The 17,678-nt window shown below is 61.1% G+C and carries 14 protein-coding genes and 1 pseudogene; 11 read left to right on the top strand and 4 right to left on the bottom strand.

All coding sequences use genetic code 11. From position 1 onward, the window contains the following. Positions 1 to 11: 11 nt before the first annotated feature. The 7 genes and pseudogenes from GIW02_RS04205 (at position 12) to GIW02_RS04175 (ending at position 11,242) form a co-directional block, all read left to right on the top strand. Entirely contained in the window at positions 12 to 4,442 is a 4,431-nt protein-coding gene (locus GIW02_RS04205) for an RHS repeat-associated core domain-containing protein (RefSeq protein ID WP_236410446.1), read from the top strand. Positions 4,443 to 4,444: 2 nt separating this feature from the next. After that, complete coding sequence (locus tag GIW02_RS04200) at positions 4,445 to 4,726, top strand: hypothetical protein (RefSeq protein ID WP_236410447.1); 282 nt, start codon at positions 4,445 to 4,447, stop codon at positions 4,724 to 4,726. Between the two features lie 45 nt (positions 4,727 to 4,771). Then, positions 4,772 to 9,148, top strand: coding sequence for an RHS repeat-associated core domain-containing protein (locus tag GIW02_RS04195; RefSeq protein ID WP_236421780.1), 4,377 nt, complete (start codon positions 4,772 to 4,774; stop codon positions 9,146 to 9,148). Positions 9,149 to 9,161: 13 nt separating this feature from the next. Beyond that, positions 9,162 to 9,605, top strand: a complete 444-nt coding sequence (locus tag GIW02_RS04190; RefSeq protein WP_236410449.1) for a tetratricopeptide repeat protein — start codon at positions 9,162 to 9,164, stop codon at positions 9,603 to 9,605. A 250-nt stretch (positions 9,606 to 9,855) separates the two neighbouring features. Continuing rightward, positions 9,856 to 10,440 (top strand): annotated as a pseudogene (locus GIW02_RS04185) (RHS domain-containing protein); the annotation flags it as partial. A gap of 111 nt (positions 10,441 to 10,551) precedes the next feature. Further along, a complete protein-coding gene (locus tag GIW02_RS04180) occupies positions 10,552 to 10,767 on the top strand; it encodes a hypothetical protein (protein WP_236410450.1) in 216 nt (71 codons plus the stop codon). 16 nt (positions 10,768 to 10,783) lie between these two features. Further along, positions 10,784 to 11,242, top strand: a complete 459-nt coding sequence (locus GIW02_RS04175; RefSeq protein WP_236410451.1) for a hypothetical protein — start codon at positions 10,784 to 10,786, stop codon at positions 11,240 to 11,242. A 91-nt stretch (positions 11,243 to 11,333) separates the two neighbouring features. Here GIW02_RS04175 and GIW02_RS04170 read toward each other — a convergent pair whose 3' ends face one another. The 3 genes from GIW02_RS04170 to GIW02_RS04160 form a co-directional block, all read right to left on the bottom strand. After that, positions 11,334 to 11,609: an HU family DNA-binding protein gene (locus tag GIW02_RS04170; protein WP_003213368.1), complete on the bottom strand. Its 276-nt coding sequence runs from the start codon at positions 11,607 to 11,609 to the stop codon at positions 11,334 to 11,336. A 191-nt stretch (positions 11,610 to 11,800) separates the two neighbouring features. Continuing rightward, positions 11,801 to 12,949 carry an FAD-dependent oxidoreductase gene (locus GIW02_RS04165; RefSeq protein ID WP_236410452.1) on the bottom strand — a complete coding sequence of 383 codons (1,149 nt, stop codon included), beginning with the start codon at positions 12,947 to 12,949 and terminating at the stop codon, positions 11,801 to 11,803. A gap of 36 nt (positions 12,950 to 12,985) precedes the next feature. Further along, positions 12,986 to 13,153: a rubredoxin gene (locus tag GIW02_RS04160; protein ID WP_236410453.1), complete on the bottom strand. Its 168-nt coding sequence runs from the start codon at positions 13,151 to 13,153 to the stop codon at positions 12,986 to 12,988. A 195-nt stretch (positions 13,154 to 13,348) separates the two neighbouring features. Between GIW02_RS04160 and GIW02_RS04155 the strand changes: the two genes are divergently transcribed. Beyond that, positions 13,349 to 13,912, top strand: a complete 564-nt coding sequence (locus GIW02_RS04155) for a chorismate lyase (protein ID WP_236410454.1) — start codon at positions 13,349 to 13,351, stop codon at positions 13,910 to 13,912. After that, positions 13,912 to 14,802, top strand: coding sequence for a 4-hydroxybenzoate octaprenyltransferase (gene ubiA / locus GIW02_RS04150; protein WP_236410455.1), 891 nt, complete (start codon positions 13,912 to 13,914; stop codon positions 14,800 to 14,802). The genes GIW02_RS04155 and ubiA overlap by 1 nt, the downstream gene beginning before the upstream one ends. A gap of 194 nt (positions 14,803 to 14,996) precedes the next feature. Here ubiA and GIW02_RS04145 read toward each other — a convergent pair whose 3' ends face one another. Then, positions 14,997 to 15,374, bottom strand: coding sequence for a COG4315 family predicted lipoprotein (locus tag GIW02_RS04145; RefSeq protein ID WP_236410456.1), 378 nt, complete (start codon positions 15,372 to 15,374; stop codon positions 14,997 to 14,999). Positions 15,375 to 15,529: 155 nt separating this feature from the next. Between GIW02_RS04145 and phoB the strand changes: the two genes are divergently transcribed. Together phoB and phoR are read left to right on the top strand one after the other, a co-directional pair. Beyond that, a complete protein-coding gene (gene phoB / locus GIW02_RS04140) occupies positions 15,530 to 16,219 on the top strand; it encodes a phosphate regulon transcriptional regulator PhoB (RefSeq protein ID WP_003176964.1) in 690 nt (229 codons plus the stop codon). 96 nt (positions 16,220 to 16,315) lie between these two features. Continuing rightward, a complete protein-coding gene (gene phoR, locus GIW02_RS04135) occupies positions 16,316 to 17,602 on the top strand; it encodes a phosphate regulon sensor histidine kinase PhoR (RefSeq protein ID WP_236410493.1) in 1,287 nt (428 codons plus the stop codon). Positions 17,603 to 17,678 lie beyond the last annotated feature (76 nt).

Raw genomic sequence — 17,678 nt, 5'->3', positions numbered from 1 at the left:
GCAGCCTTTGCATGTCTGACGCGCTGCTCTGGGCTGCGCGCCTGGGCGACGGGCTGTCCCACACCTCGGTCATGGCGGACATCCTCGGCGGCGTGCTGGAGGTGGCGGCCAATGTGGCGATTACCGCGCTGGCGACAGCGGCGGTGGTGGCGGCTACCGGTATTACCGTCGCCACCTTCGGGCTTGGCGCGTGCGTGCTGGGGGCAGTGGTCGGGGTGATCGTCGGCGTGGCCATGAGCAAGACCGGAGCCGATAAAGGCTTGAGTGACATGTGCGAGGGGATCGGCAATGCACTGTTCCCTCCCACCGTCATGGCGACCATTCTCAGTGGTTCTACAGACACCCTGATCAACACCACTCCCGCAGCGCGCGCAGCGGGCGCCGTGCCGTCGCACGTTGAGCCATCCGGCACCGAAACGACGGAGCCTGAGCCCGGCGAAGAGCCGAGCGAAGAGCCGGGCTACCTGGACATGGCCAAAGGTTTTTTTGCCCAGATGTGGCGCCCCACGGTGGCCACCCCGGCGCCCGGCGCGGTCCCCAAGCCGCTGGACCTGGTGACCTGCACCAAGCACCCCCCGATGCCGCCGCAGTTTCTGGCCGAAGGCTCGGAAAAAGTCACGATCAATGGCCAGCCCGCGGTACGCAGCGGTGACCGCAGTACCTGTGATGCAACCGTGGTGTCGTCCGGCCTGATTTCACCGAATGTGACCATCGGCGGAGGCTCGGTGGTGGTGCGCGAGATCCGCAGCGGCAAGACGCCAGGGGTCGGGCTGGCCGTCACGGCCTTGATGATGCTCAAGGGCGGCAAGGGCAAATTCCTGAGTAACTTGCCGTGCATGCTGCTGGCCGGGGTCAATTCGTTCGTGGTCAGCCAGGCCATGGGGGCACTGGCCAATGCGGCCATGGGTTCATCCAACCCTGTGCATGCCAGCACCGGTGCGAAGGTGCTCGGCGGCCCCGAAGAGCTGGATTTCGCCCTGCCCGGCATCATGCCCATCGACTGGCAGCGCTTCTACAACAGCCGCGACGAACGCCGTAACGGTCTGTTCGGTGCTGGCTGGAGCGTCGGTTACGAAGTCAGCGTGCAACGGCTGCCCCACCCAGACGGTGGCGAGTTGTTGCTATACACCGACGAACAAGGCCGACGCATCGACATGGGGGCCATCCCGTTGGGCGGCGCCGTGTTCAGTGCCGGCGAAGGGCTCAGCGTACGGCGCCACCTGAATGGCCAACTGCTGATCGAGAGCGCGGACGGCCTTTACCGGTTGTTCGATCCCGCGCCACAGGACGCAACATGGCTACGCCTGAGCCAGTTGGGGGACCGCAACGACAACCGCATCTACCTCGACTACGACGACGGCGGTCGCCTGCTGCGCCTGCGCGATACCTTCGACCTGGTGCGCGCCGAACTGAGCTACGACGCCCTCTGGCCGCAACGTGTCAGCCGGATCGAGCGCCTGTACCCCGATCAGCGCCGCGAAGTGCTGATGCATTACACCTATGACAGCCGTGGTGACCTGGCGTCAGTGCGCCAGTCCGACGACCAGGTGAAGCGCCGATTCGCTTACGACGCCGGGCAGCGCATGGTCGAGCACCAACTGCCGACCGGCTTGCGCTGCTTCTACCAGTGGGCATGTGTCGACGAGCGCGAGTGGCGCGTGGTGCGGCATTGGACCGATGCGGGCGACACCTACCAGTTCAGCTATGACTTGGACGCCGGTATCACGCGCATCACCGACGGGCTTGAGCGCACCAGCACACGCCGCTGGGACGCAGCGCACCAGATCATTGAGTCTGTCGATGGGCTGGGACGTACCTGGGCGTTTCAGTGGAATACTGAAAACCAATTGCTGGGTGCTACCGATCCAAACGGCGGGCAATACCAGTTTGCCTACGACGAGGCCGGCAACCTGAGCGTTACGCTCGACCCGCTGGGCCGCAGCGAGTCGACCTTGTGGCTGGAGCATTGGGCGCTGCCGCTGGCGGAAACCGATGCGGCGGGCAACACCTGGCAGTACCGCTACGACACAAGAGGCAACTGCATCAGCGAGACTGATCCGCTGGGCCACGTGACCACCTACCGTCACGACGCCCACGGCCAGGTCGTGGCAATCATCGACGCCACCGGCAAGCGCAAGACCCTGCAATGGACGCCGCTTGGACAGTTGAGCAAGCACACCGATTGTTCGGGCTACAGCACCCAGTTGCGCTACGACGAGCGCGGCCTGTTGCACACCAGCAGCGACGCCCTCGGCGAGCGTACCGTTTTCGCTTATGACAGCCAGGGTCGCCTGGTCAGCAAGCAATTGCCCGATGGCCGCACCGAACACTATCAGCGCGACGCCAGCGGACAGGTGATCGGCTACAGCGACCCGGCCGGGCACACGACACACTTCGAGCACGCGCCGAACGGCCTGTTACGCCAGCGCACAGACGCCCATGGTCGCCGCGTGGAATTACACCATGATGCCTACGGCCGCCTGCAAAGCCTGATCAACGAAAACGGTGAACGTTACCGCTTCGACTGGGACGCAGGCGACCGACTGACCCAGGAACAGCGCCTGGACGGCAGCCTCAAGCGTTACGCTTACGACTCGCTGGATAACGTCACCCAGGTGCAGGCGCTTGCGGCGGCGGGGACCGAGGCGCCCATCGTGCATGATCTGCTGCGCGATGCCGGCGGTCGCCTGACCGCCAGACAAACGACAGACGGGCGCACCGATTATCAGTACGACGCACTCGATCAAGTCACCGCCATCACCTATACCGGACGTGACGGCGCGCAACAAAAGCTCGGCTTTGGCTACGACCGCCTCGGCCAGCTGATTCTTGAGCAAACGGCCGCCGGCAGCCTGGCGCACCACTACGACGAGTTGGGCAATTTGGTCCAGACCCAGCTTCCCGACGGTCGCTGGCTCAACCGCCTGCGCTACGGCAGCGGTCACCTGCACCAGATCAATCTGGACGGTGTGGTGATCAGCGACTTCGAACGCGACCGCTTGCATCGTGAAGTCCTGCAAACCCAGGGGCATATCAGCACCCGCAGCGAATACGACCGCAGCGGCCGCCTGCGTGCGCGCCAGCGCCGCCTGCGAGGCCAAGCGGGGTTGCAACCGGCGCCTCAGACCCAGTTCGGTTATGACGCCAGCGACCAATTGGTCGAGCGCTTGGAAAGTCGGCCCGACGGCACACACCGCCAACTCCTGCATTACGATGCAACCGGACGCATCCTCGCCAGCCAGGACAGCCTGCAGGGGCAGCGCGAGGCGTTCGCCTATGACCCGGCGGCCAACCTGCTGGACGGCTTCGGCCCCGTCGCCAACAACCGTTTGTTGACCTACCAGGACAAGCGCTACCGCTACGACGGCTTCGGCCGGGTCATCGAGAAACACAGCGCCCGACGCGGCGTGCAGCACTTCAGCTATGACGCCGAGCAGCGCCTGGCATACGTGCGCAACGCCGACGGCTCGGTGGTCGAGATGACCTACGACCCGCTCGGCCGGCGCATCGCCAAAACCACCCGCGACCGCAACGGCGTGCAACTGAGCCAGACTCGTTTCACTTGGGATGCCCTGCAACTGTTGCAGGAACACTGCAACCAGCAAACCAGCCTGTATCTTTACGCCGATGAAGGCTATGAACCGCTGGCCCGCGTGGATGGCCTGGGTGACCTGCAGAAAATTCGGTACTACCACAACGACATCAATGGCCTGCCGGAGCGGCTGACTGAAAGTGATGGCCATACTGTCTGGCAGGCGCGCCATGCGGTATGGGGCACTACCGTCGAGGAAGTGCGCGAGCCTTACTTCATCGAAGAGCAGAACCTGCGTTTCCAGGGCCAGTACCTGGACCGCGAGACCGGGCTGCACTACAACACGCTGCGCTTTTACGACCCGGACATCGGGCGCTTCACCACACCCGATCCGATTGGCCTGGCCGGCGGTCTCAACCTCTACCAGTATGCCCCCAACCCCTTGAGCTGGGCCGACCCACTGGGCCTGATGAAATGTTCAAGCCCACCCAAGGGGCGCAAGGTCAACCGTACGGTTTACCGCTTCGAGGAACCGGGACGGATCGGCACGACCTGGCAGGCACACAAGTGGAATGTGGACTCCCGACACCGCTATACGGATAAAGGTCTGGGCGGCGTGTATGGCGCCAACTCACGCAAGACCGCGCTGGGCGAAGTCTCGCATTGGGGCGTCGACCTGTCGACGCGCGTCCTGGTCAGCAAAAAGGTGCAACTCAACAACGTGCTGGACTTGACGCGCGCCGACGTGCGCAAACAATTGGGCGTGTCACTCAAAAGCATTACGGGTAACAAGTACACACAAACGCACCAAATCGGCAGTTGGGCAAAAGCCAATGGCTATGATGGAATTCTCGCGCCATCCGCGCGTAACCCAACCGGCAGCAACTTAATTTCTTTTGCAGGATTTTGACCATGCCACTTGAAGACGAATACCCCGGCGATGCCGATTGGCAAAGCACGGTAGCGCTGTACCGAGAGGACTATCTGGACGACGACGCGCACACCCTTGCGAAAGCCCTGGGCGGTGATCTCGACCTGGCCGTGGTGCTGCGTGGCAAGCGAGGGCTAAAGGAAGGGTTGTGGTGGATCGACCACAAAGTGCCTGCCCTGGACAACGTGCGACCTGCCGACTGCCTTGAGGACCCCCGGCTGATCAAACGCCTCAGAACCGCATTGATGAGCATGCCTTACTGAAGAACGATTGGCTGACTATGGAAAGTCTTATGGGTATGACACCCCGTGTCTGACGCACTCTGGGCCGCTCGGATGGGCGATGCGCTGTCCCACACTTCAATGATGGCGGACATCCTCGGCGGGGTGCTGGAGGTGGCGGCCAATATCGCGATCACGGCGGTGGCGACCGCTGCTGTGGTCGCGGCTACCGGGATTACCGTCGCTACCGGCGGCCTCGGCTGCTTCCTGCTGGGCGCGGTGGTGGGCACGATTGTCGGCCTGGCCATGAGCAAGACCGGAGCAGACAAAGGTTTAACGAATTTATGCGATAGCTTTAGCAACGCCCTCTTTCCGCCCACGGTGCAGGCCAACATTCTCACCGGCTCTACCGACACGCTGACCAACAACATCCCCGCCGCCCGCGCCGCCGGGGCAATCAGCTCCCATGTAGCGCCGGCCGGTACCGAACTGGAAGAGCCCGCGCCAGAAGACAGTTATCTGGATATGGCCGAGAGCTTTTTCTCACAGATGTGGCGCCCCACGGTTGCTACACCGGCGCCTGGCGCCGTGCCCAAGCCGCTGGACCTGGTTGTGTGCATGAAGCATCCGCCGATGCCGCCGCAGTTCCTGGCTGAAGGATCGGATAAGGTCACGATCAATGGTCAGCCAGCGGTGCGCAGCGGTGATCGCAGCACCTGCGATGCAACCGTGGTGTCGTCCGGGTTGATCTCATCCAATGTGACCATTGGCGGCGGCTCGGTGGTAGTACGCGAGATTCGCAGCGGCAAAACGCCGGGCGTGGGCCTGGCGGTGACAGCGCTGTTGATGCTCAAGGGCGGCAAAGGCAAATTTTTCAGCAAGCTGCCGTGCATGCTGATTGGCGGCGCGACCTCGATGGCCATCAGCAGTGCGATGGGCGCGATGGCCAACGCGGCGATGGGCTCGTCGAACCCCGTGCATGCAGCGACTGGGGCCAAGGTGCTGGGTGATGTCGACGAGCTGGACTTTGTGCTGCCCGGCATCCTCGCGATTGAATGGCAACGCTTCTATAACAGCCGTGACGAACGACCGGGGAGCCTGTTCGGCAAAGGCTGGAGCGTGGCCTATGAAGTGTGCGTCGACATCCTGCCCCATCCTGATGGCGGTGAAACGCTGGTCTACACCGATGAGCAGGGCCGACCGATCGATATGGGTTCGATCCCCTTGGGCGGTGCGTTGTTCAGCGCGGGTGAAGGGCTCGCGGTGCGGCGCCACCTCAATGGGCAGTTGTTGATCGAGAGCGATGACGGCCTGTACCGTCTGTTCGAACCTACGCCGGCCAATGCGTCACGGCTTCGCTTGAGCCAACTGGGTGATCGCAACGACAACCGCATCTACCTCGACTATGACGCCATGGATTGCCTGGCGCGGCTGCGCGATACCTTCGACCTGGTACAGGTTGAGCTGATCCGCGATCGGGGCCACGTAACCCGCATTGAGCGCCTCTACCCCGACCACCGCCGTGAAGTGCTCGTCAGCTATGGCTACGACGCTGCGGGCAGCCTGGCTGAAGTGCGTGATGCCACCGGCCAGGTGCAGCGGCGTTTCGCCTACGACGCCGGGCGCCGAATGGTGGAGCATCAGCTGCCGACCGGGTTGCGCTGTGGCTATGAGTGGGCGTTGGTTGAAGGTATGGAATGGCGTGTGGTGCGCCACTGGACCGATGAGGGCGACGCTTACCAGTTCGACTACGACTTGCAGGCCGGCCTCACGCGCATCACCGATGGTTTGCAACGCGTCAGCACTCGGCACTGGAACACTCAGTACCAGATCATTCAGTACAGCGATAACCTTGGCCAGACCTGGCTGTTCGAGTGGAACGAGGAACGCCAACTGCTCAGCGCCACCAACCCGCAGGGCGGGCGCTACGAATATAGCTACGATGAGTCCGGCAATCTTATCAGCGAGAGCGACCCCTTGGGCCGCAGCGATTCGACCTTGTGGCTGGAACATTGGGCCCTGCCCCTGGCGGAAACCGACGCGGCCGACAACAGCTGGCAGTATCGCTACGACCCGCGCGGCAATTGCATCGCCGAGACTGACCCACTGGGTAACGTCACCCGCTACCGCTACGACGATCACGGCCAACCCGTGGAGATCATCGACGCTACCGGTAAAAGCAAAAAGCTACGCTGGAACCCGTTCGGGCAGTTGGTTGAACATACCGACTGTTCGGGTTACCCGACGCGCTTCAGCTACGACGAGCGCGGTTATCTGCAGGTCATCACCGACGCCCTCGGTGAACGCACACAGTTCAGCTACGACGCCCAGGGACGCTTGCTCAGCAGCCAATTGCCGGACGGCCGCACCGAACACTTCCAGCGGGACGTCAGCGGGCAGCTGGTGGGCTATACCGACCCGGCCGGGCACACCACGCTCTATCAGCACAACCGGCGCGGCCAGGTGCGCCAGCGAACCGACGCCCATGGACGGCAGGTGCAGTTCGGCTACGACAGCTACGGGCGGCTGCTGGCGCTGGTCAACGAGAACGGCGAACGCTATAGGTTTGCGTGGGATGCCGGGGATCGGCTGACCGAACAGCAAGACCTCGACGGCAGCGCCAAGCGCTACGACTATGACGCGCTCGACAACATCACAAAGGTGACTGCCGTTGCGGCGCCGTATGGCAATGGCTTGGCGGTCGTCCCCGAGGCGCCGCCCGCGCCCATCGTTCATCGACTGGAACGCGATGCGGTCGGCAGGTTGGTTGCCAAAACCACCGACGATGGCCGCACCGACTACAGCTACGATGCGGTCGATCAACTCACGGCCGTCACCTTCACCGACCTGCAAGGCAACGCCCAGTCCCTTGGCTTCGCCTACGACGCCCTCGGCCAACTGCTGTGCGAACAAAGCGCAGCGGGAAACCTGAACCACCATTACGACGAACTCGGCAACCTGATCCAGACCCAACTGTCCGACGGCCGCTGGCTCAATCGCCTGTACTACGGCAGCGGCCATCTGCACCAGATAAACCTCGACGGCCAGGTGATCAGCGACTTCGAACGCGACCGCCTGCACCGCGAAGTGCTGCGCACCCAGGGCCAGCTCAGCACCCGCAGCGAGTACGACCGCAGTGGTCGCCTGCGCTCGCGCCAACGGCGCCTTGCGGGTCAGCCATCGCTGATGCCGGCAGCCGCGCAAAAACAATTCGAGTACGACCCCGCCGACAACCTGATCGGCAAGCTCGACCAGCAACCCGCTGCGCAACATCGCCAACTGCTGCACTACGACGCCACCGGCCGCATCATCGCCAGCCAGGACAGCCTGCACGGCCAACGCGAAACCTTCGCCTACGACGCCGCCGCCAACCTGCTGGACAGCCCACAACCCGGCGCGGGGCTGGTAGTGCATAACAAACTGCTGACTTATCAGGACAAGCGTTACCGCTACGACGCGTTTGGCCGGATGATCGAAAAACGCAGCGCCAAGCGCGGTGTGCAGCGGTTTGCGTATGACGCTGAAAGCCGGCTGATTGAAGTACGCAATGAAAACGGCAGCGTGGTCAGGATGACCTACGACCCGCTGGGGCGACGGGTTGAAAAAACCGAGCATGGCAGTGATGGCTATCCGCTAGGTGAAACCCGGTTTACCTGGGATGGCCTGCGTCTGTTGCAGGAGCACAAGCACAGTCAGACCAGCCTTTACGTTTATCAAGATGAAGGCTACGAACCGTTGGCTCGCGTCGACGGTACCGGATCACTGCAGAAAATTCGCTACTACCACAACGACCTAAACGGCCTGCCGGAGCAACTGACCGAAGCGGACGGACATAACGTCTGGCGCGCAACCTATCGGGTGTGGGGCAACACCGTCGAGGAGGTGCGCGAGGCTTATTACATTGAAGAGCAGAACCTACGGTTTCAGGGACAGTACCTAGACCGGGAAACGGGGCTGCATTTCAATACGTTCAGGTTTTATGATCCGGATGTGGGGCGGTTTACTACGCCGGATCCGATTGGTTTAAACGGAGGATTGAATTTCTATGCCTATGCGCTCAACCCATTCGGCTGGATAGACCCACTCGGATTGTCGTGCCGCCTGAACTCAGTGGGTAGAACGCCAGGTAAAGGCAGCCGTACAGGGAAAGCGGTAATTGCTCGAATGAGAGCCGAAGGAAAAATAATAGGCTCAGGAAAAAACATGCGGTTCCAAAGCACCGACAAAAAATGGTACTCGATCAAAGATGCGGATATGGCACACAAAACCGATGCTGTTAAATATTGGAACAGCAAAGGCGGTTATCACGGAGCTAAAACCAAAGAAGTGCGGGGTTGGATGCGCGACCCTGACAACTACGAACTGGAATATTATTCCCACAACCGATCAAAAGGCGCACTGCTGACAGACAGATACAAGGACCCCGGTGACTTTATCGGCCCGGCGGAAAAGCCTAAATACTAGTAAGGATTATTGTATGAAAAATTTGGCAGACGAGGATCCATCACTGGCAGACGAAATCATGGCAGTCATGACGTCAGGCAATGATCTAGATGATAAAAACAAAAAAACAGCAGCTCAAGCTCTGTACCAAAAAGCATGGGATTTACTTCCTGAGCCGAAGCTCGAATGGACGCCCTTATCATCATGGGTTACAGGGTCGATTTTCAACCTTCACTTCGACAACGGCGACTTCAAAGCAGCTGAGCCTTGGGCACAAAAGACTCTTGAGGGTCGTGAATCGGACATTGATACCGGTCCGTTGATTAACGTCGGAATGGTTCTCCTGGAACTTGGGAGGAGTGCCGAGGCATATAAACACTTTGACGAGGCCTATAGCTTTGGTAAGGCGCGGGCTTTTCAAGAGAGGCCAAAAAAATATCTAAACTTTTATTTGGATGAGAAGAAAAAAAGTCACTGATTGCCGCACTCACAAAAGATGGGCGCCCGACGCACTCGGCGAGCCCATCTTTTTTAGTCTCCGCCTCCCTCGACACGGTACCACCCATTCGGGTTGACGCTGTCCTTGAGCGACTTGAGCGCAACAGTGTTGCTCACGTTTATGCAGTTTGCTGGCGCCGTTGCAGGAAGGTGCCGAGTGATGCGCACGCACCCACACCAACGGCGTCTTACGGCTCAGCAATCGCTGATGCCAGCGCGCGCAAAAGCAGTTTGAGTACAACGCCGCCGCCAACCTGCTGGACAGCCCACAACCCGGCGCGGGGCTGGTAGTGCATAACAAACTGCTGACTTATCAGGACAAGCGTTACCGCTACGACGCATTTGGCCGGATGATCGAAAAACGCAGCGCCAAGCGCGGTGTGCAGCGGTTTGCGTATGACGCTGAAAGCCGGCTGATTGAAGTACGCAATGAAAACGGCAGCGTGGTCAGGATGACCTACGACCCGCTGGGGCGACGGGTTGAAAAAACCGAGCATGGCAGTGATGGCTATCCGCTAGGTGAAACCCGGTTTACCTGGGATGGCCTGCGTCTGTTGCAGGAGCACAAGCACAGTCAGACCAGCCTTTACGTTTATCAAGATGAAGGCTACGAACCGTTGGCTCGCGTCGACGGTACCGGATCACTGCAGAAAATTCGCTACTACCACAACGACCTAAACGGCCTGCCGGAGCAACTGACCGAAGCGGACGGACATAACGTCTGGCGCGCAACCTATCGGGTGTGGGGCAACACCGTCGAGGAGGTGCGCGAGGCTTATTACATTGAAGTGCAGCACCTACGGTTTCAGGGACAGTAACTGGACCGGGAAACGGGGCTGGTCCTGCTGGAGCACTGCACGCAAAAAATTCTGGAAGGAAGAAGCCACAAGCAACGCGTCGCTCTATTCAAAAATAACCTGGCCCGCATGAAAGACGGCTTGGCTCCGCAAATGAAAGTGGAAGTCGTCAACCGCAAGACGGGCGCGGTTGAGGAGAGAGTGGTTTCGATGGAATTGCACCACCGTGATATACCCCAGCGTACGGGCGGTACAGGCGTGCATGACTCGAAAAACCTTGATGCGCTGACCCCTTGGGACCATGAGGCCGCAGATCCTTCACCGGATATGATCTTTCCAAAATAATCACGGGTATCGACACATGGTAAATCTCGACGATGTTAAAGCATTCGTTGGCAGCGACCGCTATCAGGCCGTGTTGCTCACGGTTCAGGAGCAGTTGAATCTCGACATCAACGAAACCCTGCCCTCGGACATTCTTTTCCAGCACGACGCCAATAAAATCAACGTCGCCAAGCTGGATATCCAGGCACTGGAACAGGTTATCGAGCACGGAAAAGTCGGTCTCGTGCCCTTTGTAAGCGCCAAGCTGTCGGCACTCAAGTCGACCGCTCACGAGCAAGAAGGCAACCAGGATGAAGACAAAATAGTCAAAACCCTGCCCTTTTATAAGAACTTCCTGATCCTCTACCTGCTTGAGTTGTTTTTCCTCGAAAACGACCCTGACCATCTGGACGTTTACCTGAAAGGTATACGCATACCCAACAGTAAAAAGTACACAGAGCAGTTGGTCAGGATCTATACGTCATTGAGTCATTGAACTCATGTAAACCCAACAAAAAATGGGCACCCGACCCAGTCGGCGTGCCCATCTTTTTTACCGCCCCGCCTCCCTTCAGACGGTACCGCTATTACGGGTTGACGCTGTCTTTGAGCGACTTGCCCGGCTTGAACGCAACGGTGTTGCTCGCCTTGATTTTCACTGGCTCGCCGGTTTGTGGGTTCTTGCCGGTGCGGGCGCCGCGGTGGCGTTGCAGGAAGGTCCCGAAGCCGACCAGGGTGACGCTGTCCTTGCGGTGCAGGGCGCCGGTGATTTCTTCGAGAACGGCGTTGAGGACGCGGTTGGCCTGTTCTTTGGTGAGATCGGCTTTTTCAGCGATAGCGGCTGCGAGTTCTGGTTTACGCATAAGTGAAGCCTCTTTGACGGTTTTTTGTTGTTATGTCCGTGCTGCTCTCTGACGGAGCAGCGCCCAAGGCGCCGCAGGCTCTACTCTGCGGCAGACGGGAGTGAGGATGGCATGCCCTCGCACGCTCCGCCAGTCTCGCGGCGACCTTTCTCGGGCCAAAAACAGGGTTATTCCGACAGAACGACCGGTATTTACGCCAGCAGTGGCGGAAGTTCTTTGTTGAGGGCCAGTTTCTCCATGACGGCGGTCCCGGTCAGCGCATAACCCAGCAGGCAGCCACTGGCGTCGCGGCACAGGGCCTTGATGTCGGCGCCTTGGCCTTCAACGCTCCAGACGCCTTCGGTACCGCGTGGCGGTGGCGATACCACCAGCGGGCAGACCGGGGTTTTTACTGTTACCGGCATCGGGCCGTAGCTGACGGCCGTGGCGTTGCCGGCCAGCGTCTGCGCCAGGGCGCGGGCGCAGCTCATCAGCGGCATCACGTAGAGCAGGTTGAGGCCATCGACCTCGGCGCAGTCGCCCAGCGCGTAGATATTGGCGTGGGAGGTCTTGAGGTGGCGGTCCACCATGACCCCGCGGTTGATCTGCAGGCCAGCGGCGGCGGCCAGGTCGACACGCGGGCGCAGGCCGATGGCCGAGACCACCAGGTCGCAGTGCACCACTTCACCGTCCGACAGGTGCGCTTCCAGGCCGTCAGCGCTGCGCTGCAGGCGAGTGAGCACCGGGCCCATGTGGAAACGCGCGCCAAGGCCTTCCAGCCCGGCTTGCACCGCTGCGGCGGCAGCCGGGTGCAGCAGGGTCGGCATGACTTGCTCGCACGGCGCCACCAGGTCGATGTCGTAACCGCCCAGGATCAGGTCGTTGGCGAATTCGCAGCCGATCAGGCCCACGCCCAGCACCAACACGCGGCGCTTGCCCTCAGCGGCGGTGCGAAAGCGTGCGTAGTCTTCGAGGTCGTTGATCGGAAACACCAGCTCAGCCGCATCCCCCTCGACCGGTACGCGTACCGTCTCGGCGCCCCAGGCCAGGATCAAGTCACGGTAGGCCACCGCTTCCTCGCCGATCCACAGGCGCTTGTGGCCGGGGTCGATGCCGCTGACGCGGGTGTGGGTGCGCACCTCGGCCTTGAGTTGCTCGGCCATGGCGCCGGGTTCGGCCATGCTCAGGCCATCGGCGTCCTTGTTCTTGCCAAAGCCGGTGGAGAGCATGGGTTTGGAGTAGGAACGCCCGTCATCCGCAGTGATCAGCAGCAACGGGGTTTCGCTGTCGAGCTTGCGAAACTCCCGGGCCACGTTGTACCCGGCCAACCCTGTGCCGATGATCACGACAGGTGCGTTCATTCCTTTCTCCTTGTAATACGGTTCTGAAAACAATAATTAACCGATTTCGATCATTTCGAAATCCATCTTGCCCACGCCGCAATCCGGGCACAGCCAGTCTTGCGGGACGTCTTCCCAGCGGGTGCCCGGCAGGATTCCGTCATCCGGCCAGCCGTCGGCTTCGTTGTAGATCAGGCCACAGACAATACATTGCCACTTCTTCATCACGTGCTTCCTCAGGGTCCAGGCATCTTGGCCGGCGGTCGATAGACCAACGTTGCCGCGCGGCTCAGGGCGTTTTGTACTGATCGGGGCCGGCAGATGCAAGCACGATCGACGCGTGGGGCTGGTTCGTCACGGCAAAAGATCAGGACGCCATGGTAAGCTCGCCGCCTCTTTTGCTGCCAATACTGACGCACCGTGCCGCACTCAATCGCCCCTCCCGACGCTTGCCAATGGCTGACCCAGAGCCTTCTGAGCCCATTGCCCGCGCCCTTGACCCGCAACTGGCTGTTCGACGAAGGCTCGCTGACGCGACGGCTGACGTGGCTGTCCAATGACGGTTTCAGCGTGACGCCGCTGTTCGAAGGCTGGCAGCCACTGCGCGAGGACGAATGCGCCGCCTTGGGCCTCGCCCCGGCCAGTATCGGCTGGGTGCGCGAAGTGTATTTGCGCGGGCATGGCCAACCCTGGGTGTTTGCCCGCAGCGTGGCGGCGCGCAGTGCCTTGCAGGGCGACGGCTTGCAGATGGACGCATTGGGCAGCCGCTCCCTGGGTGAATTGCTGTTCTGCGACCACGCGTTTGCCCGCCAGGCGATCGAGGTGTGCCGTTATCCACAGCAATGGCTGCCCACGGCGGACCAGGTCGACGGCCTGTGGGCGCGCCGTTCGCGCTTCGACCGCGGCGCACTGAGTGTGCTGGTGGCGGAGATTTTCTTGCCGAGCTTCTGGCATGCCCTGCATGACCATCCGGAGAACCGCTGATGTATCAACGTCTGCTCAAATCCCTGAACCGCCTGAACCCCAGGGCCTGGGATTTCATTCAGCTGACCCGCATGGACAAGCCCATCGGCATCTACCTGCTGCTGTGGCCGACGCTGTGGGCACTGTGGATCGCCGGCAACGGCTCGCCGTCCTTTATCAATATCGTGATTTTTGTGCTGGGCGTGGTGCTGACCCGTGCCGGCGGCTGCGTGATCAACGACTGGGCCGACCGCAAGGTCGATGGCCACGTGAAGCGCACCGAGCAACGCCCGTTGGTCAGCGGCAAGATCAGCTCCAAAGAGGCGCTGGTATTTTTTGCACTGCTGATGGGCATCAGTTTCCTGCTGGTGCTGCTGACCAACGCAACCACCATCCTGCTGTCCCTGGGCGGCCTGGCGCTGGCGGCAAGCTACCCGTTCATGAAGCGCTACACCTATTACCCCCAGGTGGTATTGGGCGCGGCGTTTTCGTGGGGCATGCCGATGGCGTTCACCGCCGAAACCGGCAGCCTGCCCGCTGCGGCGTGGCTGTTGTATATCGCCAACCTGCTGTGGACGGTGGGTTATGACACGTATTACGCGATGACCGACCGCGACGACGATTTGAAGATCGGCGTGAAATCCACCGCCATCCTGTTCGGCGATGCCGACCGCGTGATCATCCTGACCCTGCAGGGCCTGGCGCTGCTGTGCCTGTTGCTGGCGGGCGCTCGGTTCGAGTTGGGCGGCTGGTTCCACCTCGGGCTGCTGGCGGCGGCGGCCTGTTTTGCCTGGGAGTTCTGGTACACACGAGACAAGGACCGCATGAAGTGCTTCAAGGCGTTCCTGCATAACCACTGGGCGGGTTTGGCGATATTTTTGGGGATTGTGGCGGACTACGCGTTTCGTTAACCGCTAACCGTGACCAGGCTGGCTGCGGCAAGCAGGCTTGTTGTGGCGAGCGGGCTTGCCCGCGTTGGGGCGCGAAGCGGCCCCTCTCAGAGCCGCCGCGCTACATCAGTTAACACCGAGTTGTCGGGTTTTAGGGCTGCTTCGCAGCCCAACGCGGGCAAGCCCGCTCGCCACAATTGGGGCCCAAGCGCGAATCAGGGCTTGATCACATGCCACGCCCCGCCCTTGCCGTCACCGGTCTTGTCACCGGCCTTCTTGTCATCTTTGTAGGTATACACCGGCTTGCCTTTGTAGGCCCATTGGCTGGTCTGGTCGTCACGGGTGATGACCGTCCAGTCGCCGGTCGATTTGTCGGTGGAATCCGCCTTCAGCGGCGGCCAGTTGGTCGCGCATTGGTCCTTGCACACGGATTTGCCGTCAGCATCCTTGTCGAAGGTGTAAAGGGTCAGCCCTTTGTGGTCCACCAGCATCCCGTCGTTGGTCATCGCCGGCTCCGCCGCAAACGCCAGGCCCGGCAGGGCCAGCGCTGCGCTGACCAGCAGGGCTTTCCAGGAAATCGTGCTGTAAGTCATCTGAACCTTCCTTTTGTGGTTGTCAGGATTCGGACCCAAAGCGTAGCCCAGAGTGCCGCGAATTGCCCGAGCGACTAAATTACTGTCACACGACTGCAATAATTCCGTTATCTAATGCGGCGCAAGACAGTTAAATGACAAGAGGATTTTTGAGCATGGTTGGCAGGAGCATTCTGATTGTTGACGACGAAGCGCCCATCCGCGAGATGATCGCCGTTGCGTTGGAAATGGCCGGCTACGACTGCCTGGAGGCTGAAAACTCCCAGCAGGCCCATGCCATTATCGTCGACCGCAAGCCGGACCTGATCCTGTTGGACTGGATGCTGCCCGGCACCTCCGGCATCGAACTGGCCCGCCGTCTCAAGCGCGATGAGCTGACCGGGGATATCCCGATCATCATGCTGACCGCCAAAGGCGAAGAGGACAACAAGATCCAGGGCCTGGAAGTGGGTGCCGATGACTACATCACCAAGCCCTTTTCCCCACGGGAACTGGTAGCGCGCCTGAAAGCTGTACTGCGCCGCGCCGGCCCCACCGATGGCGAAGCACCGATCGAAGTCGGCGGCCTGCTGCTGGACCCGATCAGCCACCGCGTGACCATCGACGGCAAGCCGGCCGAGATGGGCCCGACCGAATACCGCCTGCTGCAATTCTTCATGACCCACCAGGAGCGCGCCTACACCCGTGGCCAGTTGCTGGACCAGGTTTGGGGTGGCAACGTGTATGTGGAGGAGCGCACCGTTGACGTGCACATCCGCCGCCTGCGCAAAGCCTTGGGCGACGCCTACGAGAATCTGGTACAAACCGTGCGCGGCACCGGCTATCGGTTCTCCACCAAGGGCTGAGCCGGCCACTGGGTGAATTCAAGCGCCTGACTTAAACAGCTGACAAGGACGCATGTTCAAGTGAACCAAAACTGGCATGGCACCCTGATCCGCCACATGCTTCTGTTGATCACCGGCTGCATGCTGGTCGGGCTGGTTACTGGCTATTACGGCTGGAGCCTGGCCATCGGCATCGCGCTGTACCTGGGCTGGACCCTCAAACAGCTGCTGCGCCTGCATGAATGGCTGCGCCGGCACAAACCCGACGAAGCGCCCCCCGACGGCTACGGCCTGTGGGGCGAAGTGTTTGACAGCATCTACCACCTGCAGCGCCGCGACCAACGGGTACGCGGGCGCCTGCAAGCCGTGCTCGACCGCGTGCAGGAGTCTACCGCCGCGCTCAAGGACGCGGTGATCATGCTCGACAGCGATGGCAACCTGGAGTGGTGGAACCGCGCGGCCGAAACCCTGCTGGGCCTCAAGACGCCCCAGGACAGCGGCCAGCCGGTGACCAACCTGGTGCGCCATCCGCGCTTCAAGGAGTACTTCGAGCAGGACAATTACGACGAAGCCCTGGAAATCCCCTCACCCACCAATGACCGCGTGCGCATCCAGCTGTACCTCACGCGCTATGGCAACAACGAGCACTTGATGCTGGTGCGCGATGTCACCCGCATTCACCAGCTGGAGCAGATGCGCAAAGACTTCGTCGCCAACGTTTCCCACGAACTGCGTACGCCGTTGACGGTGATCTGCGGTTACCTGGAAACGCTGCTGGACAACGTCGACGAGATCAACCCGCGCTGGAGCCGTGCCCTGCAGCAAATGCAGCAACAAGGCTCACGCATGCAAACCCTGCTCAACGACTTGCTGTTGCTGGCCAAGCTGGAGGCGACCGATTACCCGTCGGACAACCAGCCAGTGGCCGTACATAGCCTGTTGCAGACCATCAAGAACGACGCCCAGGCGCTTTCCGGCGAGCGTGGGCAACAGATCACCCTGGACGCCGACCCGGCGGTGCTGCTCAAAGGCAGCGAAGGCGAATTGCGCAGCGCGTTTTCCAACCTGGTGTTCAATGCCGTGAAGTACACCCAGGACAAGGGCACCATCCGCATCCGCTGGTGGGCCGACGGGCACGGCGCGCACCTGAGCGTGCAAGACTCGGGCATCGGCATCGACGCCAAGCACCTGCCGCGCCTGACCGAGCGTTTCTACCGCGTCGATTCCAGCCGCAACTCCAACACCGGCGGCACCGGGCTGGGCCTGGCCATCGTCAAGCATGTGCTGCTGCGCCACCGCGCGCGCCTGGAAATCAGCAGCGTGCTGGGCCATGGCAGTACCTTCACCTGCCATTTCCCGCCGGCGCAGGTGACGCGATCGCAGGCAGTTGGAACAGATGAATAAGTTGAACACGACACTTACCTAAAGTGTGGGAGCGGGCTTGCTCGCGAAGGCGGTCTATCAGTCGATAGATTTATTG

It is taken from the genome of Pseudomonas syringae (assembly GCF_021606685.1).
Lineage (GTDB): Bacteria > Pseudomonadota > Gammaproteobacteria > Pseudomonadales > Pseudomonadaceae > Aquipseudomonas > Aquipseudomonas syringae_R.
The sequence above is the reverse complement of the archived record's forward strand: the minus strand, read 5'-3'. Positions and strand labels throughout refer to the sequence as shown.